At 68.6% G+C, this 23,111-nt stretch carries 23 protein-coding genes and 1 pseudogene; 3 read left to right on the top strand and 21 right to left on the bottom strand.

Annotation, left to right across the window (positions count from 1 at the left end):
* Nucleotide 1: 1 nt before the first annotated feature.
* From ACFVW6_RS20095 to ACFVW6_RS20030, 14 genes and pseudogenes are all read right to left on the bottom strand, one after another.
* Nucleotides 2-754 (bottom strand): hypothetical protein, encoded by a 753-nt coding sequence (locus tag ACFVW6_RS20095; protein ID WP_378833195.1) that lies wholly within the window; start codon nt 752-754, stop codon nt 2-4.
* Between the two features lie 34 nt (nt 755-788).
* Nucleotides 789-1,709 (bottom strand): hypothetical protein, encoded by a 921-nt coding sequence (locus tag ACFVW6_RS20090; protein WP_378833224.1) that lies wholly within the window; start codon nt 1,707-1,709, stop codon nt 789-791.
* Between the two features lie 79 nt (nt 1,710-1,788).
* Nucleotides 1,789-3,108, bottom strand: a complete 1,320-nt coding sequence (locus tag ACFVW6_RS20085; protein WP_378833198.1) for a PIN domain-containing protein — start codon at nt 3,106-3,108, stop codon at nt 1,789-1,791.
* Between the two features lie 320 nt (nt 3,109-3,428).
* Nucleotides 3,429-4,058 (bottom strand): annotated as a pseudogene (locus tag ACFVW6_RS20080) (magnesium chelatase domain-containing protein); the annotation flags it as partial.
* Complete coding sequence (locus ACFVW6_RS20075; RefSeq protein ID WP_357344399.1) at nt 4,058-4,414, bottom strand: YraN family protein; 357 nt, start codon at nt 4,412-4,414, stop codon at nt 4,058-4,060. The pseudogene ACFVW6_RS20080 and the gene ACFVW6_RS20075, both read right to left, overlap by 1 nt.
* Before the next feature lie 108 nt (nt 4,415-4,522).
* A complete protein-coding gene (locus ACFVW6_RS20070; protein WP_011210678.1) occupies nt 4,523-4,828 on the bottom strand; it encodes a DUF2469 domain-containing protein in 306 nt (101 codons plus the stop codon).
* Nucleotides 4,829-4,874: 46 nt separating this feature from the next.
* Entirely contained in the window at nt 4,875-5,579 is a 705-nt protein-coding gene (locus ACFVW6_RS20065) for a ribonuclease HII (protein WP_355280525.1), read from the bottom strand.
* Nucleotides 5,580-5,609: 30 nt separating this feature from the next.
* Entirely contained in the window at nt 5,610-6,374 is a 765-nt protein-coding gene (gene lepB / locus ACFVW6_RS20060; RefSeq protein WP_378833202.1) for a signal peptidase I, read from the bottom strand.
* 85 nt (nt 6,375-6,459) lie between these two features.
* Nucleotides 6,460-6,801 (bottom strand): 50S ribosomal protein L19, encoded by a 342-nt coding sequence (gene rplS / locus ACFVW6_RS20055; RefSeq protein WP_019048201.1) that lies wholly within the window; start codon nt 6,799-6,801, stop codon nt 6,460-6,462.
* A 164-nt stretch (nt 6,802-6,965) separates the two neighbouring features.
* Nucleotides 6,966-7,844, bottom strand: a complete 879-nt coding sequence (locus tag ACFVW6_RS20050; RefSeq protein WP_378833205.1) for a hypothetical protein — start codon at nt 7,842-7,844, stop codon at nt 6,966-6,968.
* Between the two features lie 22 nt (nt 7,845-7,866).
* Nucleotides 7,867-10,290, bottom strand: a complete 2,424-nt coding sequence (locus ACFVW6_RS20045; protein WP_355280522.1) for a Tex family protein — start codon at nt 10,288-10,290, stop codon at nt 7,867-7,869.
* Nucleotides 10,291-10,337: 47 nt separating this feature from the next.
* Entirely contained in the window at nt 10,338-11,504 is a 1,167-nt protein-coding gene (locus tag ACFVW6_RS20040; protein WP_378833208.1) for an alpha/beta hydrolase family protein, read from the bottom strand.
* Between the two features lie 87 nt (nt 11,505-11,591).
* Nucleotides 11,592-13,205 carry an AMP-binding protein gene (locus ACFVW6_RS20035; protein ID WP_378833211.1) on the bottom strand — a complete coding sequence of 538 codons (1,614 nt, stop codon included), beginning with the start codon at nt 13,203-13,205 and terminating at the stop codon, nt 11,592-11,594.
* Complete coding sequence (locus ACFVW6_RS20030; RefSeq protein ID WP_378833213.1) at nt 13,205-14,833, bottom strand: AMP-binding protein; 1,629 nt, start codon at nt 14,831-14,833, stop codon at nt 13,205-13,207. The genes ACFVW6_RS20035 and ACFVW6_RS20030 overlap by 1 nt, the downstream gene beginning before the upstream one ends.
* Nucleotides 14,834-14,928: 95 nt before the next feature.
* Here ACFVW6_RS20030 and ACFVW6_RS20025 point away from each other — a divergent pair, with 95 nt between their 5' ends.
* Both ACFVW6_RS20025 and ACFVW6_RS20020 read left to right on the top strand, forming a co-directional pair.
* Nucleotides 14,929-15,780, top strand: a complete 852-nt coding sequence (locus tag ACFVW6_RS20025) for a response regulator transcription factor (protein WP_387792344.1) — start codon at nt 14,929-14,931, stop codon at nt 15,778-15,780.
* Between the two features lie 343 nt (nt 15,781-16,123).
* Nucleotides 16,124-16,492 (top strand): VOC family protein, encoded by a 369-nt coding sequence (locus ACFVW6_RS20020; protein ID WP_355280513.1) that lies wholly within the window; start codon nt 16,124-16,126, stop codon nt 16,490-16,492.
* Here ACFVW6_RS20020 and trmD read toward each other — a convergent pair.
* The 6 genes from trmD to ACFVW6_RS19990 all read right to left on the bottom strand — a co-directional run bounded on the left by trmD (nt 16,489) and on the right by ACFVW6_RS19990 (nt 20,588).
* Nucleotides 16,489-17,184, bottom strand: coding sequence for a tRNA (guanosine(37)-N1)-methyltransferase TrmD (trmD, locus tag ACFVW6_RS20015; protein ID WP_378832126.1), 696 nt, complete (start codon nt 17,182-17,184; stop codon nt 16,489-16,491). The two genes, ACFVW6_RS20020 and trmD, sit on opposite strands and share 4 nt — an antisense overlap.
* 3 nt (nt 17,185-17,187) lie before the next feature.
* Nucleotides 17,188-17,712, bottom strand: coding sequence for a ribosome maturation factor RimM (gene rimM / locus ACFVW6_RS20010; protein ID WP_378832128.1), 525 nt, complete (start codon nt 17,710-17,712; stop codon nt 17,188-17,190).
* The gene (locus ACFVW6_RS20005; protein ID WP_019048210.1) at nt 17,713-17,955 is read right to left on the bottom strand and encodes an RNA-binding protein; all 243 of its coding nucleotides are present in this window, start codon (nt 17,953-17,955) and stop codon (nt 17,713-17,715) included.
* Nucleotides 17,955-18,392 carry a 30S ribosomal protein S16 gene (rpsP, locus tag ACFVW6_RS20000; protein WP_355280508.1) on the bottom strand — a complete coding sequence of 146 codons (438 nt, stop codon included), beginning with the start codon at nt 18,390-18,392 and terminating at the stop codon, nt 17,955-17,957. Before rpsP ends, ACFVW6_RS20005 begins: the two co-directional genes overlap by 1 nt.
* Before the next feature lie 202 nt (nt 18,393-18,594).
* Nucleotides 18,595-19,689: an amidohydrolase family protein gene (locus tag ACFVW6_RS19995; RefSeq protein ID WP_357344382.1), complete on the bottom strand. Its 1,095-nt coding sequence runs from the start codon at nt 19,687-19,689 to the stop codon at nt 18,595-18,597.
* Nucleotides 19,690-19,769: 80 nt separating this feature from the next.
* The gene (locus ACFVW6_RS19990; RefSeq protein WP_378832132.1) at nt 19,770-20,588 is read right to left on the bottom strand and encodes a nuclear transport factor 2 family protein; all 819 of its coding nucleotides are present in this window, start codon (nt 20,586-20,588) and stop codon (nt 19,770-19,772) included.
* A gap of 105 nt (nt 20,589-20,693) precedes the next feature.
* Here ACFVW6_RS19990 and ACFVW6_RS19985 point away from each other — a divergent pair, with 105 nt between their 5' ends.
* Nucleotides 20,694-21,485, top strand: a complete 792-nt coding sequence (locus ACFVW6_RS19985; protein ID WP_355280504.1) for a 3-oxo-5-alpha-steroid 4-dehydrogenase — start codon at nt 20,694-20,696, stop codon at nt 21,483-21,485.
* A 52-nt stretch (nt 21,486-21,537) separates the two neighbouring features.
* Here the strand turns inward: ACFVW6_RS19985 and ffh are convergent, their stop codons facing one another.
* The gene (gene ffh / locus ACFVW6_RS19980) at nt 21,538-23,100 is read right to left on the bottom strand and encodes a signal recognition particle protein (RefSeq protein WP_355280503.1); all 1,563 of its coding nucleotides are present in this window, start codon (nt 23,098-23,100) and stop codon (nt 21,538-21,540) included.
* Nucleotides 23,101-23,111: the final 11 nt, after the last annotated feature.

Below are 23,111 nucleotides of genomic sequence, written 5' to 3'. Positions count from 1 at the left end.
TTCACCCACGAAGCAGGCGTCGAATCCAGCCCCAGCCACGCACTCTTTGAACTTCCGCTGAGGAATGAACGGCGGCGTGCTGGATTTGCGTCCCGCCCGCTCCTTGGCCGATGACACCGCGATTTTCTCGAACGTTGACGAAGTATTCTTCGTGCGACCCACCAACGTGGACATGGACAGCCGCGTCAGCCTGCCGACGGGTTGGTAGCTGGTGCATCGGCACGCCCTTAGCCATGTCCAGTACCATCTCCACAAGCGTTGTCCGGACAACGCCGACGATGCCGCCGATGGCGGTGTCCGAAACCCGATAGTACATATCGGCGATCTGTGGGTCGTTGCCCTGCCGAGCATTCCATCTCGACGCGGCGAACTTGAGCCCTTCCAGCCGAATCTGCTGAGTTTCGCCGCTTTCCGCCATACCGATGAGATGGTCAATCGACGTTCGGAATGAAACCAATTCTGGGATTAATTCCTGAGCGTCGACTGGGGCCTGATACCGGGAGATAGATTGTTGACGCACGATGACCTGAGAAAGGGAGATGGTATCGACAAAAAGAGGTAACGGAAGCTTCCTATATGCCGGAACCTCTACGCCAGCGTCATACCCCTTGAGCTCGCGCGACGCCCATAGTCTCAGTGCATCGGACCCGGTAACTGCTCCGAGAGCGAGGCACTTCCGGAGCAGCCCTCCCAGGGGTTCGTTCTCATCGAGAACTCGTTCACGAAGGTCTGCAAGCAGTTCGGCATCAGCCACCACCCTGCCAGCCTTTCACATCGGGACAGCAGCGTCACATCGCCGAGGTAAGCGCGCCGATGACCATACCCGCCGTTTCGGAAGCCACAGCTTCCCCCAGCGCACCGCCCACCACCAGACCTATGCGCTGCAGTGCGCGCCACCGCCTCCGAACCGTTTCCGGCTCCGGGTTCTCCTGGCCGGCAGCTTCTTCGAGGTCGTCGATGGCATGTTCGGCATCGACGCGGTCGTCGTCGCTGTCGATCTCGCCTGCGGCAGTTCGAAGCTGCGTCAACAGATTCGACAGATCCGAACCGATGTTCGTGACGTGCTGCGTTTGCGACGACCCAGCCCCTTGCCCGATGACGCCCGAGTTGTGCTGGACGTTGACATGGTACTGGTCTTGCGATCCGTGCACATTCACCTGCACGGCAGAATCGACCTGGTTGCGCGTGGGCAACCCGTCGAACGGAACTTCCCTGGTCATGTCTGCCACCATCTCCACTAGGGTCGTGCGGATCTTTCCGAGCATCCCTGCTACAGCCGCAGGCGATACCAGACAGTACGCCTCCTCCACTCGCGTGAACGGAAGTCCCTCTGCTAGTTTCGCGGCCTGCGACAGCCCCTCATGCATGTAATGGAGGGACTTGGTCGATACTGCCAACATCTCCAGTTCATCGACGGACTGGTGGAACGGCACCGCCTGGAGCCTGCCCCTGTCCTCCTCTTGGAGGTGCCGAAAGTCGACGGTGTACCCGGCCCTGTGCCAACCACCTATCCAGCCGTCAACAGTCAGCGATAGCTGAAGCTTTCTATACCGTGGAAGATCGTCCTGTGGCGCATAGCCGTGTAGTTCGGACCTTGCCCAACCGCGGAGAGCATCGGAGCCAGTTTCCGCTCCGAGCGCGATGCATGTACGCAGCAGACCGGCTAAGGACTCAGACTCATCGATCACTCGCCGACGAAGATTCGCCATCGCATTGAACTCAGACAAGCGGACCCGCCTTCTCCCCACTTGTCCCACTGAAGACGAACTCCCCGTGCCAAGTTGCCACCTACGCCCCCTCCTCACCTATGGCTGCATTAAAGTCACGTATAACGATATCCATGCTCCGCTGGAGTTCAGTATTCTCACTCAAACGTTTGAACAATTCCGCCCGGGATCGCTTCCCAACCTCGGTATCCCAGTAGTCTTTTAGGATATCGACCATGACCGACTCCACTGAGGCCCCCGGTCCGAGACCGTTCGCCGCGAGTGCCCCCTCGCCCGGAACGCCGCGGGGGACCTGGCCCGGAAGGAGTTCCAGACCCGAGACCTCAAGTAATTCAGCAGCATCGTCGCGATTGACCCAGACCGTGCCTTGCACCAGTCGCGAGATTTCACTATCGAGGTCGTCCCTCGGAGCCACCACATCAACTTGCGCAGGGACGGAGAACCTGGCAGTCCATCCTCCACCGAATCGTGTTGCCGCTTCGGTAAATTCCCACCCCGAGTTAACCGCCCTACCAGCAATAGACGCAGCTTGCGTTACATGCCTCGGAAACCCCGCCTCCCATGGGTCGACCGGAAATCCATACAACTTGTCATCTAAAAGCCTTTGCAGCTGAGCCAAATCGAGGCGCTTCTGTGCCTCCGCCAGCGCTTCACCATCCATCGGGTTCTTCGCAGACGCAAGGCGTGACTGAAACTCCGAAAGGTCACGAGCATAGAACGTCCGGTGTTGGTTGTCCTTCTCCAGCTCCGACGCCAAGTCGGGATGCCACGGTGCCGGACATGTCTCCTCTGAGGTCACATCTCCGAAGTCCTTGTAATTCTGGCTTACGAACCACACATCCTCGCTCTGATGTTGCACCGCGACATCACGGAGGGTGAACCAGATCAATGTGTCTCGATAGCCATCCTTGTTGGAGCCTTCTTGATCATCATCCTCAACTTTTCGATTCCTCCGACCTCCAGCGTTGCCAGAATCTTCCTGCTTGTTTTGCCCGGTTCGCGTGTAGGGTGCGATCCGTTCGGCTGCACGCCGGGTGACTTCGGCGTGACTTACGCTCGGCCAGTCGGCAATCTCGAAGCCTGCCGCAATAACTCGGCTTCGGAACCAATCCTCAGCGTCATCACCTCGGTGTTCAAGGTGCTCACGAACGGAGGCTGCGAGGTCGGAGAGACCCGCCTCTACGAGGGGACGACGCGCGGCCTGGACTGCCGCCACGCTCGCAGTGGCACGGATTTTGGCAGCGACTTCCTGGATCACCACTTCAGGCACGATTACACGAATGTCCCGCTCCTCGACATGGCGGATGATCTCGCTCCAGGTTGCGCCCGAAAGGTCGGGGTTCCGGCACATCAGGTTGGTGTCAACCACCACGATTGTCATAGGTGAGAACTATATTTGAGCAACCACGCTCCGACGAAGCCGAGCGATGCTCGGGACGCCTTCGCAGGATTGACCGAGGCTCGATCGACGGACTCGTCGCAGCGGCGAGACTCGCCTTCACTGAACGACGGCTGGCTTGCTGTCTACGCGATCGACACCGGTTGTTCAGCCGAACCCAGCCGATGGCCTGAAGCTGACTGCGCACCGATCCTGTCGTCCCAGCCTCTCGCCTTCTACCTCGCGCCGACTGTAGTGCCGCCGCGCCAACCTCCGAACTCGCACAAGGAACTCCGCATGTTGTCACATCCGCAACTACCGGTACCCGCCGCCGCGACCTCCAGTGCCCAGCGGGCCTCGTCCTGGCCGACGACATCGCTCAGGTCGCCGCTGGGCGCCTGCGCGTCCGGCACCATCCCGTCCGGTTCCAGCAGTCCGCCTTCGCCGCGCAGCCAGGCGACCACCGCGCGCAGACTGACCGCGCCGAGCACTTCGATCCCCTCGACCAGCCCCGCCTCGGCCACCGCCGCCGCCGGCACGACCACCGTCGGTACGCCCGCGGTGCGCGCGGCGATCACCGCGGGCAACACCCCGCGCACCCGCCGGACGCGACCGTCGAGTGCCAACTCCCCGAGGAGAACGGTCTTCGCCAGCCGCTCCCCCGGCACCGCCCCGGACGCGTCGAGCACCGAGACCGCCAGCGCCAGGTCGTAGACGCTGCCCACCTTCGGCAGCGTGGCCGGGGACAATGCCAGGATCACCCGGCCGTCGGGCCACTTCTCCCCCGTGTTGGCGACCGCCGAGCGCACCCGGTTGCGCGACTCCTGCAGGGCCGTGTCGGGCAGACCGACCAGATTCACCGACGGCAGGCCCTGACCGATGTCGGCCTCGATCTCCACCAGCTGACCGTCGACCCCGGTGACCGCGACAGACAACGCGCGACCGAGCGCCATCAGAAGGCTCCGGCCAGGTGGTCGATGACGGGCCGGTGCCCGCGCGGGACCAGGACCGACACCACGTCGAACCGGATCCGCCGCCACGGGCCGTCCTGCTCGGCCAGCCACAGCAGCGCGAGCCTGCGGATCCGCTGCTGTTTGCTGAAGGTGACCGATTCGGCCGGGGTGCCGAACCCCAGGCCCGATCGCGTCTTCACCTCGACGAACGCCGTCACCGACGGGTCCTGGACGATCAGGTCCAGCTCGCCGTAGCGGCATCGCCAATTGCGGGCGACGATCTCCATCCCCGACTCACGCAAGAACTGCGCGGCGAGTTTCTCCCCGTATGCGCCGAGCGCCTGTTTGTCTGCCACGGGTCGAGCATGCCGCTCGACGCCGTCGCGCCCGGTCCGGTGACCTGGGCGGATGACAACCCTGTGGACAACCGCCGACCTGTGGACAACCAGGCCGGCGGCGCGCCGTCACTCCGGCAGGCGCAGGTCGGGCTTCTCCAGCTCTTCGATGTTCACGTCCTTGAACGTGATCACTCGTACGTGCTTGACGAAGCGCGCCGGGCGGTACATGTCCCACACCCACGCATCGCTCATCCGCACTTCGAAGTAGACCTCGCCGTCGGCGTTCTGCGGCCGCAATTCGACAGAATTGGCCAGGTAGAAGCGACGTTCGGTCTCCACCACGTACGAGAACTGACCGACGATGTCCTTGTACTCGCGGTACAGGGACAGTTCCATCTCGGTTTCGTACTTCTCGAGGTCCTCAGCACTCATCGGGTGGGACGTCCTCCTTCTAGCAGCGCCGCGTTCATTGCTGACATCATCGCGCATGCGCGGGGCGGGTAGCCACTCGGCTACCGCCCGGCACCTCGAGCTCGCGCACATTCCGCCAGGACCGGCGGTGTTCGGTACTGGGTCCGAGCTGCCGGAGCGCGGCGGTGTGCTCGGGCGTGTTGTAGCCCTTGTGCGCCGCGAATCCGTACCCGGGCAGCTGCCCGTCCAGCTCGACCATCATCCGGTCCCTGGTCACCTTGGCCAGGATGCTGGCCGCCGCGATGCAGGCCGCCGTGGCGTCACCGCCGATGACCGGCAGCGACGGCGCGGGCAGCCCGGGGACCTTGAAACCGTCGGTCAGGATGTAGCCGGGCGTGCGGCCGAGACCGACCACCGCCCGGCGCATGCCCTCGATATTGGCGACGTGGATCCCGATCGCGTCGATCTCCCACGCGGGCACCACGACGACGCTGTAGGCCAGCGCCAGCCGCTGAACGACCGGGAACAGCTCCTCACGGGCCGCCTCCGTGAGTTTCTTGGAGTCGTCGAGCCCGGACAGCCTGTCGTAGGCCTTGGGCGCCAGCAGGCACGCGGCGATCACCAGCGGTCCGGCGCACGGGCCGCGGCCCGCCTCGTCGACACCGGCCACCGGGCCGAGGCCGCTGCGGATGAGCGCCGCCTCGAGCGTGCGTAAGCCGCCCGCCCGGCGCATCACCACCCGCGGCGGCCAGTTGGTCCGATCCTGCCCCACAGTTCGATTGTCCCCGTGTCTCGTCGCGTGTCAGTTTTCCTGCGGGTTCTCCGACCGCACCGGACCCATCCGGCTCGGCGGCCAGATCTTGAACACCGTCTTGCCGCGCACGTTGTCCACCGGCACGGTGCCCTGCAGATCGTCGCTGACGTGGGCGCGCGAATCGGCCGACTCGTTGCGGTTGTCGCCCATCACCCACAGGTTGCCCTCGGGCACCTTCACCGGGCCGAACACCCGGCCCGCCGGGTAGACGGCGTTGGGGCGGTCGGTGAACCAGGGGTAGTCCTTCTTGATGTACGGCTCGTCGAGCGGTTTGCCGTCGACCATCACCCGGCCCTGCGGATCACAGCACTGCACGGTCTGCCCGCCGACGGCGATGACGCGCTTGACGAGATCGTTCTCGTCCGGCGGCACCAGCCCGAAGTACGACAGGAAGTTCTGCAGCCCGCGCACGACGGTGTTGTCGGAGCGGACCGACTTGTAGTGCCCGTTCCACGACGGCGGGCCGACGAAGACCACGACGTCGCCGGGGCCGGGATCGGAACCGTAATAGCTGATCTTCTCGACATAGATGCGATCGCCGATCAGCAGCGTGTTCTCCATCGACTGCGACGGGATCACATACGGCCGTCCGACGAAAGTCACCATGAGCGCGGCGATCACGGCCGCGATCACGATCAGAATCGGCAGCTCCTGCCAGAACGGTCGCTGCTTCTTGTCGCCGCGCTTGCGCTTGCGCCGCCCACCTTCGTCGCCCGAATCGGACACCGACACCGACCCACTTTCGTCTGCCACGCCGAACAGAGTAGCCCGGCGCCCCGACCGAAGTCGGAGCGCCGGGCTACCGGAAATTTCTGTGCTGCGAACAGCTACCGCAAGATCAGCGCTTTTCCTTGATCTTGGCGGCCTTACCGCGCAGATCGCGCAGGTAGTACAGCTTGGCGCGACGCACGTCACCGCGGGTCACGACATCGATGTGGTCGATGTTGGGGCTGTGCACGGGGAAGGTGCGCTCGACACCGACACCGAAGGACACCTTGCGGACCGTGAAGGTCTCGCCGATGCCGCCGCCCTGACGCCGGATCACGACGCCCTTGAAGACCTGGATGCGCTCCTTCGAGCCTTCGATGACCTTCACGTGCACGTTCAGGGTGTCGCCCGGACGGAAATCGGGGACATCGCTACGCAGCGACTTCTCGTCGACGAAGTCAAGGGTGTTCATTTTCCACCTTTTCGGATTCTTTGCGCGAACAGAGGAACCTGGCGGCACTGACGCGCTCGACCGGTTCATGCTCAGAACAGGAGTGCTCCCGGACACAACTCGGCCGAGGCAACCGGTTCATTGTGCCAGACCAGGGACTCCGGACTGAAATCGGGCGACCCCGGTCACTCACCCGGGGTGGTGTCGGCCTGGCTGCGCGGAAGCAGATGGGGATGCGGCGGCGGTGCGGGGGGCGCCGCGACCACCCGCCGTGCGAGCTCGGCCTCGGCCGCCGACTTGGCGTGCTCGACGTCGGGTTTGCCCGCGATGAGGTCCTGGATGAAGATCTTGGCGCGGATCACCGGGCGGCGATAGCGCTGTTCCCTGGCGATCGCGCGCGCCATGGTCTTGGGCCGCTCGCCGTAGCGCCAGCGCGCCCACGGTGCGCCGGGGCGGCTGAGCCGGATGGCCCCGATCAGCAGCAGCGGCGTGAAGAACATGCCGAACAGGCCCGTCCAGATCTTGCCCTTGACGATCACGATCGCCGCCAGCCCCAGGTTCAGCAGCAGGGTGCCGAGGACGGCGAGCCGGACGCCGATGCCGCGCGACTGCCGGAAGTCGTCGTAGTCGAGGAAGGTCTGCGGTTGCACGCCGAGCAGCAGCAGACCGGTCACCGCCAGCGCGACGAAGACCGCGTCGACCGAGGTGCGGCCCTGCTCCTCCCAGTAGACGTCGCGCAGGTAGAAGATCAGCGCGAACTCGTCGAGCACCAGCGCCGCGCCGATCCCGAACAGGGCGGCGAGCACGCTGGAGGTGACCTGGGTGGAGTCCTCGGCGGTGGCGATCAGGCCGATGCCGGTGAGCAGCACCGTGATGACACCGAAGACCATGTGGTGGATGTGGGTGTCACCCGCGGTGACATTGCCCGGCCACCACCGCACCTTGGCCCGGATCATCCGCACGCTGATCCGGATGACCACGAACCCGAGGATGAATCCCAGCAGGAAACACAACAGGGGCAGGCGGCCGTGCGCGATCACCTCGTCTTCGAGCCACCGTCGCATGCCGCCCCGCCCTGTCGTCGAGTTACTTGCCGCCGAATCCCGCCCGGCGCAACGCGTCGGCCATCGATCCGCTGGGCTCGGCCGCGGGCTTGCGCTGGTTGCCACCACGCCCCTGCTGGGCCTGGCCACGCCCCTGCTGTCCACGATCCGCGCCCTGACCACGGCCGCCCTGCGGACGACCCTGACCACGACCCTGGCCGCGCGGTGCGCCGCCACCACGATTGTCCCCCTGCGCGGGCTTTCCCGGCTCGTCGTCGAGCCGCAAACTCAGCCCGATCCGCTGCCGGGCCACGTCGACCTCCAGCACCTTGACCTTCACGACGTCACCGGACTTGACCACTTCGCGCGGGTCCTTGACGAAGTTGTGCGACATGGCCGAGACGTGCACGAGGCCGTCCTGGTGCACGCCGACGTCGACGAACGCGCCGAACGCGGCCACATTGGTGACCACGCCCTCGAGCACCATGCCCGGCTGCAGGTCGGCGACCTTCTCCACGCCCGCGGCGAATTCGGCGGTCTTGAACTCCGGCCGCGGGTCGCGGCCGGGCTTCTCCAGCTCGGCGATGATGTCGCTGACGGTGGGCACACCGAACTTCTCGTCGGTGAAGTCGGCGGGGCGCAGCGCGCGCAAGGTGCCGGTGTTGCCGATGACCTCGGCCATCGGACTGCCGGTGTGCTCGAGGATGCGGCGCACCACCGGGTAGGCCTCGGGGTGCACGGCGGAGGTGTCGAGCGGGTCGTCGCCGCCGCGGATGCGCAGGAAGCCCGCGCACTGTTCGAACGCCTTGGGCCCGAGCCGGGGTACCTCGAGCAGCGCGGTCCGGCTGCGGAAGGGGCCGTTCTGGTCGCGGTGGGCGACAATGCTTTCCGCGACCGAGCCGGAGACACCCGACACGCGCGAGAGCAGCGGCACCGAGGCGGTGTTCACGTCGACGCCGACCGCGTTCACCGCGTCCTCGACGACCGCGCCGAGCGAGCGGGCCAGCAGCGTCTCGGAGACGTCGTGCTGGTACTGGCCGACACCGATCGACTTGGGGTCGATCTTCACCAGCTCGGCCAGCGGGTCCTGCAGGCGGCGGGCGATGGAGACCGCGCCGCGCAGCGACACGTCCATGTCGGGCAGTTCGGCCGAGGCGTAGGCCGAGGCCGAGTACACCGAGGCGCCCGCTTCCGACACCACGATCTTGGTCGGCTTGTTCTCGGGGATGCGCGAGATCAGTTCGGTGGCCAGGGCATCGGTCTCGCGCGAGGCGGTGCCGTTGCCGATGGCGATGAGCTCCACGCCGAACCGGGCCACCAGCGCGGCCAGCACGGCCAGCGACTTCTCGGTCTGGCCCTGCGGCTTGTGCGGGTAGATGACCTCGGTCGCCACCGCCTTGCCGGTGGCGTCGACGACGGCGACCTTCACACCGGTGCGGTAGCCCGGGTCCAGGCCCATGGTGGTGCGGGTGCCCGCGGGCGCGGCGAGCAGCAGGTCGCGCAGGTTCGCGGCGAACACGTCGACCGCGTCCTTCTCGGCGGCCTGCCGCAGCCGCATCCTGGTGTCGATGCCCAGGCTCACCTGCAGTTTGGTGCGCCAGGCCCAGCGCACGGTGTCGAGCAGCCACGGATCGGCGGCGCGGCCCTGGTCGGCGATGCCGACGGCGACCGCGATGCGGCCCTCGTAGATCGTGCGCTCGCCGGGCGCCGGCTCCTCGGTGTCGGGTTCGAGGTGCAGGGTGAGCACCTCTTCCTTCTCACCGCGCAGCAGCGCCAGGATCCGGTGCGATGGCAGCTTGTGGAACGGCTCGCTGAACTCGAAGTAGTCGGCGAACTTGGCGCCCGCCTCCTCCTTGCCCGCGCGGACTGTCGAGGTGACCTGGCCGCGGTTCCACATCAGTTCGCGCAGTTCGCCGACCAGGTCGGCGTCCTCGGCGAAGCGCTCGACCAGGATGGCGCGGGCGCCCTCGAGCTGTTCGGCGGTGTAGCCGGCCGGGTCGGTGGTGGGGTCGCCGATCAGCGCGTCGGCCACCGGCTCGTGCCCGGCCTCGCGCGCGATCTGCGCCTTGGTGCGGCGCTTGGGCTTGTAGGGCAGGTAGATGTCCTCGAGGCGGGCCTTGGTCTCGGCGAGCATGATCTGCTGGTGCAGCGCCGGGTCGAGTTTGCCCTGGCCCCGGATGGATTCGATGATCGCGCCGCGCCGCTCGTCGAGCTCACGCAGGTAGCCGAGCCGTTCGTCGAGCTGACGCAGCTGGGCGTCGTCGAGGCCGCCGGTGACCTCCTTGCGGTAGCGCGCGATGAACGGCACCGTCGAACCGCCGTCGAGCAGTTCGACGGCGGCGCGGACCTGGGTCTCGCGCACCCCCAGTTCGTCGGCGATCCGCCTGCCCACGCTGGCGAGGACGGTCGTGCTGTCGGTCGGAGTGCCGTTCGACGTCGAACGGGCGGTCTCGGGCGCTGTCGTCACGTCCGCAGAGACTACAGCTCTTCCCCGACACCCGGCCGACTCCCAGGTCAGCGAACCACCGTCAGCTCGGGCTCGTTCACGGGTCGATCGAGCGGCGTATCGGTGCGCTCGCGCAGGAATTTGTCGAACATCGCCGCGACCGTGCAGCGCACCAGAAACGCCATCCGATCAGGGTCGATGGTGCCGATGTACCGCGCGGCGAGCGGCCGGGCTGGCCCCGGCACCAGCGACGGCATGTCGGTGAAGTCGTAGTGGGCCGAATTCGCGATGGCCAGATGGCGTTTCCAGCCGGTCGCGGAGCGCCAGAACGCGTCGAGCGCCGGATTCGCGTCGCCGACTTCCTCGATCTGGCTGCTGGTCAGCACCAGCGTCGGCCGGTCGACGCCCTCGGTCACCGCGCGGCCGAAAGCCTCGTCCACGCCGATCTGACCGTCCAGGTCAACGGCCGCGTCGATCCGCCGGTCCTCGTGCATGCCCTCCACCGCGGTGTAGCCACCGGAGGAATGACCGACGGCGCCGACCCGGTCGAGGTCGAGCACGCGACCGAGATCGGTGGGCAGCGGATCCCGCTCGGCGTCCGGGTTCTCGCCGCCCGCCAGCCGGGCGAGCGCGTCGAGGACGAACCGGAAGTCGAGCAGCCTGGCCTCGATGTACTTCGCGCGGATGGCGGTGTCGAAACCGTTCGGCGCGGGGGCCGGGGGCACGATCCGGCCGCCGGGAAACTCGACCGCGGGCCCGGTTTCGTAGGTGTGGTCGATGGTCACCACGACGTAGCCGCGGGAGGCGAGATCTTCGGCGAGACCGGTACCGAGGATCCGCGAGACGCCGGCGCCGGGCGTGTACAGCACCACCGGATAGGTCTCGCCGGTCCGCGCGGGCGCCGCGCGATAGGCGTGGGTCAGCGCACCGGGAAGATCCACGCCCACTGTCTGTTCCAGTCCGGGAATCAGCTCGGTCGAGGCGTAGTGCCCGCGCGGGTACCGGTCCACCTCGGTCGCCGGGTAGAACACCGAGATCATCAGTTCCCTGGCGTGTTCGGGCACGAACGGATCGGGCCGGGCCGCGTCGACCAGGTGCACAGTGGTCGTCCCCACCGGGAAAGCGCCGGTGGGACTCGGCAGGACCGCGATCCCGGGGTCGGCGCCCCCGGTGCCCCCACTCGCCGCGACCAGCGCGCAGACCGACATCGCCACCATCGTCGCTCGACGGATCACCGTCTCCCCCACCATCATCCGGACCCCGGGGACACCCCCGCGATTCGCCGGACACGCTATCAGCTGGTCGCGTGTCCGGCGGGCGGGTCAGCCGAGGATGTCCCTGGCCAGTTCGCGCATTTCGGCCTTGCGGATCTTGCCGGTGACCGTCATCGGGAACTCGTCGACCACGTGGACGTAGCGCGGGATCTTGTAGTGGGCCAGGCGGCCGGTGCAGAAGGCGCGGACGGCGGCGGCGTCGAGGATCGGGGCGCCGTCGCGCAGGCGGAGCCAGACCATGAGTTCCTCCCCGTATTTGTCGTCGGGGACGCCGATGACCTGGGCGTCGACGACATCGGGATGGGTGTAGAGGAATTCCTCGATCTCGCGCGGATAGATGTTCTCGCCGCCGCGGATCACCATGTCCTTGATCCGGCCGGTGACCGAGAGGTAGCCGTCGTCGTCCATGACGCCGATGTCGCCGGTGTGCATCCACCGGGCCGCGTCGATCGCCTCGGCCGTCTTGTCGGGCTGGTCCCAGTAGCCGAGCATCACCGAGTAGCCGCGGGTGCACAGTTCGCCCGCCTCGCCGCGCGGCAGGGTGCGCCCGGTCGCCGGGTCGACCACCTTCACCTCGAGATGCGGACCGACCCGGCCGACGGTGGCGGTGCGGCGTTCGATGCTGTCATCGCTGCGGGTCTGGGTGGACACCGGCGACGTCTCGGTCATCCCGTAACAGATGGACACCTCGGTCATCCCGAGCTGGTCGATGACCCGCTTCATCACCTCCACCGGGCACGGCGACCCCGCCATGATGCCGGTGCGCAGGCTCGACAGATCCGGGGTGGCCCCGGCGTCGAGCTCGGCCAGCATCGCGATGAACATCGTCGGGACGCCGTAGAGCGAGGTGCAGCGCTCGGCGGCGACGGCGGCCAGGGTCGCCGCCGGGTCGAACGCGGGTGCCGGAATCACCACGGCCGCACCGTGCGAGGTGGCCGCGAGATTGCCCATGACCATGCCGAAGCAGTGGTAGTACGGCACCGGCACGCAGATCCGGTCGACCTCGGTGTATCCGCACAGTTCACCGACGAAGAAGCCGTTGTTGAGGATGTTGTGGTGGCTGAGCGTGGCGCCCTTCGGGAAACCGGTGGTGCCCGAGGTGTACTGGATGTTGATCGGATCGTCGGCCGACAGCGTCGCGGCGATGGCGACCAGTCGCTCGGTGTCGGGCTCGGTGGCCGCGATCTCCTGCCACTGCGATCGGCCGAGGATCAGGACCTGTTCCAGGTCGGGGCAGTTCGGCCGGACCTCGTCGATCATCGCCACATAGTTCGAGGTCTTGAACTCCGGCGCGGCGATCAGCTGGCGGATGCCCGCCTGCCGCAGCACGTACTCGAGTTCGCTGGTGCGGTAGGCCGGGTTGATATTGACCAGCACCGCGCCCAGCTTGGCCGTGGCGTACTGGACGAGGAACCATTCCGCGCAGTTGGGCGCCCAGATCCCGACCCGGTCGCCCGCGCCGATGCCGAGGCAGGCGAGGCCGGTCGCGACGGCGTCGACCGCGACGCCCAGCTCCCGGTAGGTCCAGCGACGGCCGGTGGGGCGGTCGATCAGCGCGTCGCGGTCCGGGTGGGCGGCCACGGTGCGATCGAGGTTCGCGCCGATGGTGTCGCCGAGCAGCGGCGTGCCGGTCAGGCCGTGGGCGTAGCTCAGTGCGGACATCAGCGGGTCTCCTTGCCGCGCAGCAGGAATCGCTGCACCTTGCCACTCGGTGTCTTGGGCAGGCTCGTCACGTAGTGGACCTGCCGGGGATAGGCGTGCGCCGCGAACTTGTCCTTGACCAGGCGCTGGAGTTCGGCGGTCAGCTCGGCACCGCCCTCGGCGCCGTCGCGCAGCACGACGAAGGCTTCGAGCACCTCGCCGCGCAGTTCGTCCGGCATGCCGACGACGGCGGCCTCGGCGACCTGATCGTGCAGCACCAGCACGCTCTCGACCTCGAACGGGCCGATCCGGTAGCCGGCCATGATGATCACGTCGTCGTCGCGCGAGCTGAAGTGGAAGAAGCCGTCCGCGTCGCGGGCGCCGACGTCACCGGTGAGGTACCAGCGCCCGTCGGGGGTGAACCGGCTCGCGGTGCGCTCGGGGGCGTCGAGGTAGCCGAGGAACCACAGCAGCGGGCTGTGGTCGGTGTCGATGGCGACCCGGCCGATCTCGCCGGGCGCGGCCTCGACGTCGGCGTCGTCGGCCAGCACCGCGCAGGTCCAGCCGGGCAGCTGGGTGCCCATCGAACCGGGCGGGGCCGGGCGGTCGACGTCCGGGTGCCAGGCGTGGCAGATGACCATGCCGTGCTCGGTCTGGCCGTAGTGATCGCGTACCGCGACCCCGAGCGCCCGCTCCGACCAGGCGACCACATCGGGGGTGAGCGGTTCGCCCGCCGACGACGCCCGGCGCAGCGCGATCCCCTCCGGGTCGCCACCGGCGCGCAACGCCCGGTAGACCGTCGGTGCGGCGGCGAAGTTGGTGACGCCGAAACGGCGCAGCACGTCCAGGGTGAGCGGCGCGGAGAACCCGGCGTGCAGCAGCAGGCTGCGGGTGCCGGTCGCCAGCGGGGCCAGGATCGCGTAGTAGAGCCCGTACGCCCAGCCCGGGTCCGCGGCGTTCCAGTAGACGTCGTCGGGACGCACGTCGAGCGCGAACTCCTGGTAGGCGTGGAACGAGGCCAGCGCCCGCACGGGAATCGGCACGCCCTTGGGGGTGCCGGTGGTGCCGCTGGTGAACAGCTGGACCAGCAGGCCGTCACCGCCGACGGCCACCGCGGACGCGCGCGGGTCGTCGGCGCGGTGCGCGGCGAGCAGGTCGGCGAACCGCAGCGCGTCGGGGTCGGTGGTGTCGCCGACGATGATCGTGCGGCGCTCCGGATCGGCGGGGATGTCCGCGCTCACGGCCAGCTTGGGCGCCTGATCGGCGTCGGCGACGACCACCTTCGCGTGGGCGGCCGCGAGCCGGAAACCGATCGCGGGCGGCGCGAAGGCGGTGAACAGCGGGACGTGCACCGCGCCGCGCCGCCAGATGCCGAGCAGCGCCACGACCAGGTCGGCGGACTTGCCCATCAGCGTCGCGACCCGGTCGCCCGGCTGCACCCCCAGCTCGGCCAGCGCCGCCGCGAAGCGCGCGGACCGCTCCCGCAGTTCGCCGTAGGTCAGCTCGTACGCGCTCAGATCGGACTCGACGACGGTGCAGGCGATCCGCTCGGCCGGATGCCGGTCACACAGCAACTCGGCCGCGCTGGCCTCGGGTCCGTCGTAACTCTCGAGCAGGTCGCGCACCCGCGCGTCCAGGTCGGTACTCATCGCAGTTCTCCTCAACACCTGGGCCGGGCCGCCAGGTCTTGTCCTAGAATGTGGCACACCTCACGTTCGCCACTACCCCCGAAAAGGGGTGACCGATGCCGGCCACTGCTCTGTTGCGCCCCCGCGACGGTGACGCGCTGCGCGCGGAGATCCGCTGGGTGGCGCGCCGCGCGAACGTCCCGGTGATCTTCGGCGGCGCGGTGGACGAGGACGCCCTGCTGCTCACCGAGTTCGTCGGCACCGTCACCACCGGGCTGCGCGGGCTGACGGTGCTGCGCACGTCCGGGCTCGGCGGCCAGGCGATGGAGCGCCGCAGGCCCGCCTCGGTGGCCGACTATCGCGGCGCCTCCACCATCACCCACCACTACGACGGCCCGGTGTGCGGCGAGGGCCTGCGCTCGGTGGTCGCCGTGCCGGTCGTGGTGGACGACCGCCCGCGCGCGGTGCTGTACGCGGCGACCAGGGGCACGGGCCCGATCGGCGATCGCACGACCGAGGTGATCCTGCAGGCGAGCAGGCGGCTGGCCACCGAGATCGCGGTGCGCGACGAGGTGGACCGGCGGGTCAGGATGCTCGCGCTCGCGACGCCGGCCCCCGCCGCCACGCCCGCGGTCACCGAGGAGCTGCGCGAAATCCACGCCGAGCTGCGGGCGCTGGCGGCGGCCAGCGGCGACGCGGCGGTGCGCGCCCAGCTGTCGGGGGTGTGCGATCGGCTCACCGGCGTCCTGACCGGCGAGCCGGCGGCAGAGGTGCCCCGGCTGTCGCGGCGCGAACTCGACGTGCTCGCCCAGATCGCGCTCGGCTGCACGAATCAGGAGGCGGCGCTGCGGCTCTCGCTCGGCCCGGAGACCGTCAAGAGCTATCTGCGGCAGGCGATGACCAAGCTCGACGCGCGAACCCGGCACGAAGCGGTGGCCCTGGCCCGGCGCCACGGGCTCCTGCCCTGATGTGTGATCGGTCACCCTCCCGGCCGTCCTGACGGCCGGTGCGCGCACCCGCGAGCGGCACTGCCGCCGAGCACGGTCCCCCGGCGCGGAGCCGGACTCCGGGACCACCGGAGTGCGCCGTCGCCCGAATCATCCTGGGACGCACGGTCTGTACTGGGAACATGTGCAAGGGGGCCGGATCGACCCGGTCGATCGGCCGAGCTTCGTTGCGGCGGAAGCCATTCCGGATGGAACGAGCAATCCCCGTCCTGGACGATGACACAACGAATTACCCCTCCGGATACCCGAATATCTTTGGGACAAAACAATCTCGACGTCGATCCGGCCCGGTAGCGTCGGTCGGATGACGGAGCCTTTCCAATTGGCCGGCGTCTCGCTGGACTGTGACGACCCCGAAACCCTCGCCCGCTTCTATCTCGGGCTACTCGGTGGCCGCGTGCTGTGGAACGACGCCCACAGTGTCGGAATCCGGCTCCCGTCGGGGCTGACGATCGCCGCGCAACGCGTCGAGGACTACTACCCGCCGCAGTGGCCGGGCAGCGCCGCGGTGCAGCTGGAGCTGGCCGCCGACGCCGACCTGGACCTCTGCGAACAGCACGCGATGGCGATCGGTGCCAAACCCGCTCCGGTGCAACAGGACCCGCGCTGGCGCGTGCTGCTGGATCCGGCCGGGCACCCGTTCTGCATCACCACCAGGGTGGTGCCCGCCTAGCGCGGGAGTTCGGGCTCCGGGAGCAGGTCCGGCCTGCGCTCGCGGGTGCGTTCCAGGGACCGTTCGTGCCGCCAGGCGGCCACCTTGGCGTGATCGCCGGAGAGCAGGGTCGGCGGCACGTCGAGGCCACGCCAGGACACCGGGCGGGTGTAGCTGGGACCTTCGAGCAGCCCGTCGGAGAACGAATCCTCCTGGTGGGACTGCTGATTGCCGAGCACGCCGGGGATCAGCCGCACCACGGCCTCGGTCATCACCAGCACGGCGGCCTCGCCGCCGATGAGCACGTAGTCGCCGATGCTCACCTCTTCGACGCGGACGCGACGGGCGGCGTCGTCGAAGACCCGCTGATCGATGCCCTCGTAGCGGCCGCACGCGAAGACCAGGTGCCGCTCGGTGGACCAGCGCTGCGCGGTGGCCTGGGTGAACGGCACACCGGCCGGGGTGGGGACGACGAGCAGCGCGTCGTCGGGGCAGACCGCGTCGAGCGCGTCGCCCCAGACGGTGGGCTTCATGACCATGCCGGGACCGCCGCCGTAGGGCGAATCGTCGACCGACTTGTGCACGTCGTGCGTCCAGTCACGCAGGTCGTGGACGCCGATCGAGATCAGGCCCTTGTCGACGGCCTTGCCGAGCAGCGCGGTCCGCAGCGGCTCGAGGTACTCCGGGAAGATCGTGACGACATCGAGTTGCACGAATTACTCCGGATCGAGCAGGCCCTCGGGCGGATCGATGACCACCAGTCCCTCGGCGATCGACACGGTCGGCACGATGGCGGTGACGAAGGGGATGAGAATCTCGCGGCCGTCGTCGGCGGCGCGCACCGACAGCAGTTCGCCCGCGGCCGAGTGCAGCACCTCGGTGACCTCGCCGACGACGGTGCCGTCGGTGAGCTCGACGCGCAGGCCCTCGAGCTCGTGGTCGTAGAAGGCGTCCTCGTCCTCGGACGGGGGCAGCGAGTCGCTGTCGACGACGAACAGCATGCCGCGCAGCGCGTCGGCCGCGGTACGGTCGGCGACACCGTCGACGAAGACCAGAAGCCGGCCCGAGTGCTCTCGGGCCGACTTCACGGTGTAGTCGCGGGTCGCCGCGGATTTCGGCATCTTGCCGTGCAGGGTGGCACCGGGGGCGAACCGGAGTTCCGGCTCGTCGGTGCGCACCTCGACGACGAGTTCGCCGCGCACGCCGTGCGACTTGGCGACCCGACCTACGACGAGTTCCATCTAGGCGTCGGTGTCGACCACGTCGACCCGGATACCACGGCCACCGATGCCGGCGACCAGGGTGCGCAGCGCGGTCGCGGTACGACCACCACGCCCGATCACCTTGCCCAGGTCCTCGGGGTGGACGTGCACCTCGACGGTGCGCCCGCGCCGGCCGGTGATCAGCTCGACGCGGACGTCATCGGGGTTGGCGACGATGCCGCGAACCAGATGTTCGACGGCATCGGCAACAACGGCAGTCATTACTCGGCAGCCTCAGCGGCGGGGGCCTCGGCGGCCTCCTCGTCCTTCTTGGCGGCCTTCTTCTTGGGGGTGACGGCCTCGGCGACGGGCTCGTTGTCGGCGGCGGCCAGCGCGGCGTTGAACAGGTCCAGCTTGGACGGCTTGGCGGCCTTCACCTTGAGGGTGCCCTCGGCGCCCGGCAGGCCCTTGAACTTCTGCCAGTCGCCGGTGATCTCCAGCAGACGCTGCACGGACTCGGTCGGCTGCGCGCCGACACCCAGCCAGTACTGCACACGCTCGGAATCGATCTCGATCAGCGAGGGCTCTTCCTTCGGGTGGTACTTGCCGATGGCCTCGATGGCCCGGCCGTCACGACGGGTGCGGGCGTCGGCGACAACCACGCGGTACTGCGGGTTGCGGATCTTGCCCAGGCGGGTGAGCTTGATGCGAACAGCCATGCTGATCTGCCTCTTTCAGTAGTTTGGTCACCGCGCGATTCGGCGACCCGCATGGTCTGCGGGTCCGGTTTCGCGCATGAAGTGTGTGACCGCCGCGCGGTACGTGACCGGAGACGGGCTGACACTGTCCAGGAAGGACGGTTGTTCATTGTGCCAGACCGGTCCGCGCCGACTGAAATCGGCCGTTCCCCGGTGCCGCCGGTCAGCGGTGGCCGGTGACCGGGTCCGGGGTCTTCACCACCAGCCCGCGCAGCACCACCCAGTCGGGGTCGGTGAGCGCGGCCGGGGTGGTGCGGGGGTCGTCGGCGTAGACGACGAAGTCGGCCGGGGCGCCCTCCTCGACGCCGGGGCGGCCGAGCCAGGTGCGCGCGTTCCAGGAGGCGGCGCCCAGCGCGTCGTGCGGCGAGAGGCCCGCGCCGCCGAGGGCGGCGATCTCGTCGGCGATCCGGCCGTGGCGGATGGAGCCGCCCGCGTCGGTCCCCGCGTAGATGGGCACGCCCGCCTCGTGCGCCTTGCCGACCGTGTCGCGGACGCGTCGGTGCAGGTCACGCATGTGGGCGGCGTAGACGGGGAACTTGGTGGCGCTGTCGGCGATGCCGGGGAAGGTGTCGATATTGATCAGGGTGGGGACCAGGGCGGTGCCGTGGGCGAGCATCAGCTCGATGGTGTCGTCGGTGATGCCGGTGCCGTGTTCGAGGCAGTCGATGCCGGCGTTGATCAGGCCGGGCAGCGCGTCCTCGCCGAAGACGTGGGCGGTGACGCGGGCGCCGTTGGCGTGGGCGGCGTCGATCGCCTGCTTCAGGATGTCGTCGCTCCACAGCGGCCGCAGATCGCCGACGGAACGGTCGATCCAGTCGCCGACGATCTTGACCCAGCCGTCGCCGAAGCGGGCCTGCTCGGCGACGATCTCCGGCAGGTCGCGTTCGTCGTCGAGCTCGATGCCCAGTTCGCGGATGTAGCGCTTGGGGCGGGCGATGTGGCGGCCCGCGCGGATGATGCGCGGGAGTTCGGCGTGCTCGTCGATGAAGCGGGTGTCGATCGGCGAGCCCGCGTCGCGCAGCAGCAGCGCGCCGGCGTCGCGTTCGGTCTCGGCCTGCTCGATCGCGCCCTCGCGGGTCTCGTCGCCGCCGCCGTAGCGGATCCCGACGTGGCAGTGGGCGTCGACCAGGCCGGGCACGATCCAGCCGGTGCGGCACAGGGTTTCGGCCCCGGGCACCGGCTCGAAGGTGACGAGCCCGTCGACGACCCAGAGGTCGCGCTCCTCGTCGCCGGGGAGAACCACACCACGCAGATGCACACGAACCTCCAGACGTCGGCCTGGCCCCAACCTACCGCCCGCGCTCGGCCGACGCACCCGGGTCGGCGGGCCGCCACCGGCTACCGGGCGAGCTCCGGTTCGCCGAGGAAGACCGTCACCGCGACGATCCGCGGCTCGTCGGCCGCGAAGTCGACGAAGGCCACCCCGCGCGCCGCGCCGATCCGCACGCTCGCGCTGACCGTGCGCCCGGCGGCGATCATCTTCTCCCACCGGATGTCCCGGGCGAACTCGGCGAACCCCGCCGCGTCGACCGGCCGCCCGGCGGGCAGTTCCACCGCCGCCCGCGCGCCGAGCAGATCCCGGACACCGGCCAGGTCGCCCGCGGCGGCGGCGCCGAAGAGCCTGCCGACGACGCGTTTGCCCGTGGTGCCCACACCGCGCAGGCCGCGCATCATGCCCATCGCGCCACCGACACCCAGCTCGGCGACCAGTTGCGGGCCGAGCTTGGTCCCGGCCAGCATCCCGGACGGACCGGTGCCGAGCAGCCGCCGGATCATCACCGCCAGTTCCCAGTGCGCGGCCAGGCGCGCGATCCGCCAGCCGTCGGCGGATTCGATCAGGTCGTAGCGCAGGTGCATGGGCACGGTGACGGTGGCGCCGGTCGACATGGTGGTCTCGATGTGCAGGTCGCGCACCACCGTGCGCCCGGCGACCAGGTCGCGCTCGACCCGGAAGGCGATGGTGTTCGGCGCGATGAAGACGTTGTAGAACCGCGAGATCGCCTCGCGGCCGATGTGTTCGCGCGCGCCGTACGGATCGTGCACGGCGGCGTTGTCGACGAACAGGCCGACCCAGGCGTCCTTGTCGTGCGCCGCCACCGCGCGGGGCGAGGCCTGTACGGCCGCCAGCAGGTCTTCCGCGGTCCGATCCAACGGCATGTAGGTCCTCCATAGTCGCGCTGCCCCTGCCCGATCCATGATAGAACGTGTTCTAGTTTTGCGTCGGCGATCGTGCCCGGCGCGCTGTTGGACAAAGGAATCTCGATGGACTGGTACACCGGGAACGCCACCTACGACACGGTGCTGGCCATCGCCTTCGCCTTCGCCGCGTTCGTGATCGTGGGCGGGTTGTTCGCGCAGAGTCCGTACGGCCGTTTCGCCTCGACCTCGATCGGCTTCAATCTCAACCCCAAGCTGGGCTGGTGGCTGATGGAACTGCCCGCGACCGTGGTGTTCGCGGTGTTCTATCTCAGCGGGCCCGACCGCTTCGAGCCGGTGCCGCTGGTGCTGGCGGCGATCTGGCTGCTGCACTACGGCAATCGCGGCTGGTTCTTCCCGCTGTCCATCCGGCAGGTGCCGGGCAAGAAGAGCAGCTTCAACTTCTCGGTGGTCGCGGCCGGGGTCTTCGTGACCTCGCTGCACGGCTATCTCAACGGCGCCTTCTTCAGCAACGACTACAAGAACCAGTACGGCACCGCCTGGCTCACCGACCCGCGCTTCCTGATCGGGCTCGTCGTGTACCTGTGCGGCTTCGGGCTGCTGGTGCGGTCGGAGGCGATCGTGCGCAACCTGCGCGACAAGAACAACCCCGGCGCGGCCGAGTACCGGGTGCCCTTCGGCGGCGGATTCCGGTTCGTCAGCAGCCCGGCCTACCTGGGCGAACTCATCGCCTGGGCCGGGTTCGCGCTGCTCACCTGGTCGCTGGCCGGGGTGGCGATCTTCCTGATCACGGCGGGCAACCTGGTGCCGCGCGCGTTCGCGACGCACCGCTGGTACCGGGAGAAGTTCGTCGACTACCCGGCGAATCGCAAGGCCCTGATCCCCGGCGTGATCTGACCCGGAGACGAGAACACCGCGGCCGATGCTCGGCCGCGGTGTTCTCGTCGGATCAGTTCTTGGGGAACTTCAGCTGGGACAGGTCGATGCCTTCCAGACCCGGCGGCAGCTGGTCGAGCCCCGGCGGCATCTGCGACAGGTCCATGCCCGGCGGCAGACCGGGCATCCCGGCGGGCATTCCGGGGAAACCACCGCGCATCTTCGGCGGGGTCGGGCCGCGCCCACCCTTCTTGCCCTTCTTGCCCTTCTTGTTGTTGCCGCGGCGCGCGCCGGGCAGGCCCATCTGACGGCCCATCATGGCCATCATCTTCTTGGCCTCGAAGAAACGGTCGACGAGCTGGTTGACCTCGGAGACCTGCACGCCCGAGCCGTTGGCGATGCGCAGGCGGCGGGAGGCGTTGATGATCTTCGGGTTGTCGCGCTCGGCGGGGGTCATGCCGCGGATGATGGCCTGCACCCGGTCGAGCTGCTTGTCGTCGACCTGGGCGAGCACGTCCTTCATCTGACCGGCGCCGGGCAGCATGCCGAGCAGGTTGCCGATCGGGCCCATCTTGCGGATGGCCAGCATCTGGTCGAGGAAGTCCTCGAGGGTGAGCTCGCCGCTGCCGATCTTGCGGGCGGTCTCCTCGGCCTGCTGGGCGTCGTAGACCTGCTCGGCCTGCTCGATCAGGGTGAGCACGTCACCCATGCCGAGGATGCGCGAGGCCATCCGGTCCGGATGGAAGACGTCGAAGTCCTCGAGCTTCTCACCGGTGGAGGCGAACATGATCGGCGAACCGGTCACATTGCGGACCGACAGCGCGGCACCACCGCGGGCGTCGCCGTCGAGCTTGGTGAGCACGACACCGGTGAAGCCGACACCGTCGCGGAACGCCTCGGCGGTGCTGACCGCGTCCTGGCCGATCATCGCGTCGAGCACGAACAGCGTCTCGTCGGGCTGCACGGCGTCGCGGATGCCCGCGGCCTGGCGCATCAGCTCGGCGTCGATACCGAGGCGGCCCGCGGTATCGACGATGACCACGTCGTACTGCTTGGCCTTGGCCTCTTCGACACCGGCGCGCGCGACACCGACCGGGTCGGCCGCCGAGATACCGAGCGGGTTCTCGCCGCCGCCGATCGAGGTGCCGGGGTGCGGGGCGAACACGGGCACGCCCGCGCGCTCACCGACGACCTGCAGCTGGGTGACCGCGCCGGGACGCTGGAGATCACAGGCGACCAGGATCGGCTGATGCCCCTGGGCCTTGAGCCATTTGGCCAGCTTGCCCGCGAGGGTGGTCTTACCGGCACCCTGCAGACCGGCCAGCATGATGACCGTCGGCGGGTTCTTGGCCAGGTTCAGCCTGCGCGTCTCGCCGCCGAGGATGTTGACCAGTTCCTCGTTGACGATCTTGACGACCTGCTGGGCCGGGTTCAGCGCCGCGGAGACCTCGGCGCCCTTGGCGCGCTCCTTGACGTTGGCGATGAAGCCGCGCACCACGGGCAGCGCGACGTCGGCTTCCAGGAGGGCGAGGCGGATCTCGCGCGCGGTGGCGTCGATGTCGGCCGGTGACAGACGCCCCTTACCGCGCAGATCCTGCAGTGCACCGGTAAGCCGGTCGGACAGGGATTCGAACACCGATCGCGCTC

It is taken from the genome of Nocardia sp. NPDC058244 (genome assembly GCF_042882065.1).
Classification (GTDB): domain Bacteria; phylum Actinomycetota; class Actinomycetes; order Mycobacteriales; family Mycobacteriaceae; genus Nocardia.
The sequence above is the reverse complement of the archived record's forward strand: the minus strand, read 5'-3'. Positions and strand labels throughout refer to the sequence as shown.

Bases quoted from the DNA above. Each gene is read 5' to 3' on its own strand.
- ACFVW6_RS20085 (WP_378833198.1), bottom strand. From the start codon at position 3,108: ATGACAATCGTGGTGGTTGACACCAACCTGATGTGCCGGAACCCCGAC.
- ACFVW6_RS20020 (WP_355280513.1), top strand. From the start codon at position 16,124: ATGACGGAGCCTTTCCAATTGGCCGGCGTCTCGCTGGACTGTGACGAC.
- ACFVW6_RS20005 (WP_019048210.1), bottom strand. From the start codon at position 17,955: ATGACTGCCGTTGTTGCCGATGCCGTCGAACATCTGGTTCGCGGCATC.
- rimM (WP_378832128.1), bottom strand. From the start codon at position 17,712: ATGGAACTCGTCGTAGGTCGGGTCGCCAAGTCGCACGGCGTGCGCGGC.
- ACFVW6_RS19985 (WP_355280504.1), top strand. From the start codon at position 20,694: ATGGACTGGTACACCGGGAACGCCACCTACGACACGGTGCTGGCCATC.
- ACFVW6_RS20070 (WP_011210678.1), bottom strand. From the start codon at position 4,828: ATGAGTGCTGAGGACCTCGAGAAGTACGAAACCGAGATGGAACTGTCC.
- ACFVW6_RS20025 (WP_387792344.1), top strand. From the start codon at position 14,929: ATGCCGGCCACTGCTCTGTTGCGCCCCCGCGACGGTGACGCGCTGCGC.
- ACFVW6_RS20090 (WP_378833224.1), bottom strand. From the start codon at position 1,709: ATGGCGAATCTTCGTCGGCGAGTGATCGATGAGTCTGAGTCCTTAGCC.
- rplS (WP_019048201.1), bottom strand. From the start codon at position 6,801: ATGAACACCCTTGACTTCGTCGACGAGAAGTCGCTGCGTAGCGATGTC.
- ACFVW6_RS20050 (WP_378833205.1), bottom strand. From the start codon at position 7,844: ATGCGACGGTGGCTCGAAGACGAGGTGATCGCGCACGGCCGCCTGCCC.
- ACFVW6_RS19990 (WP_378832132.1), bottom strand. From the start codon at position 20,588: ATGCCGTTGGATCGGACCGCGGAAGACCTGCTGGCGGCCGTACAGGCC.
- ACFVW6_RS20030 (WP_378833213.1), bottom strand. From the start codon at position 14,833: ATGAGTACCGACCTGGACGCGCGGGTGCGCGACCTGCTCGAGAGTTAC.
- rpsP (WP_355280508.1), bottom strand. From the start codon at position 18,392: ATGGCTGTTCGCATCAAGCTCACCCGCCTGGGCAAGATCCGCAACCCG.
- ACFVW6_RS20035 (WP_378833211.1), bottom strand. From the start codon at position 13,205: ATGTCCGCACTGAGCTACGCCCACGGCCTGACCGGCACGCCGCTGCTC.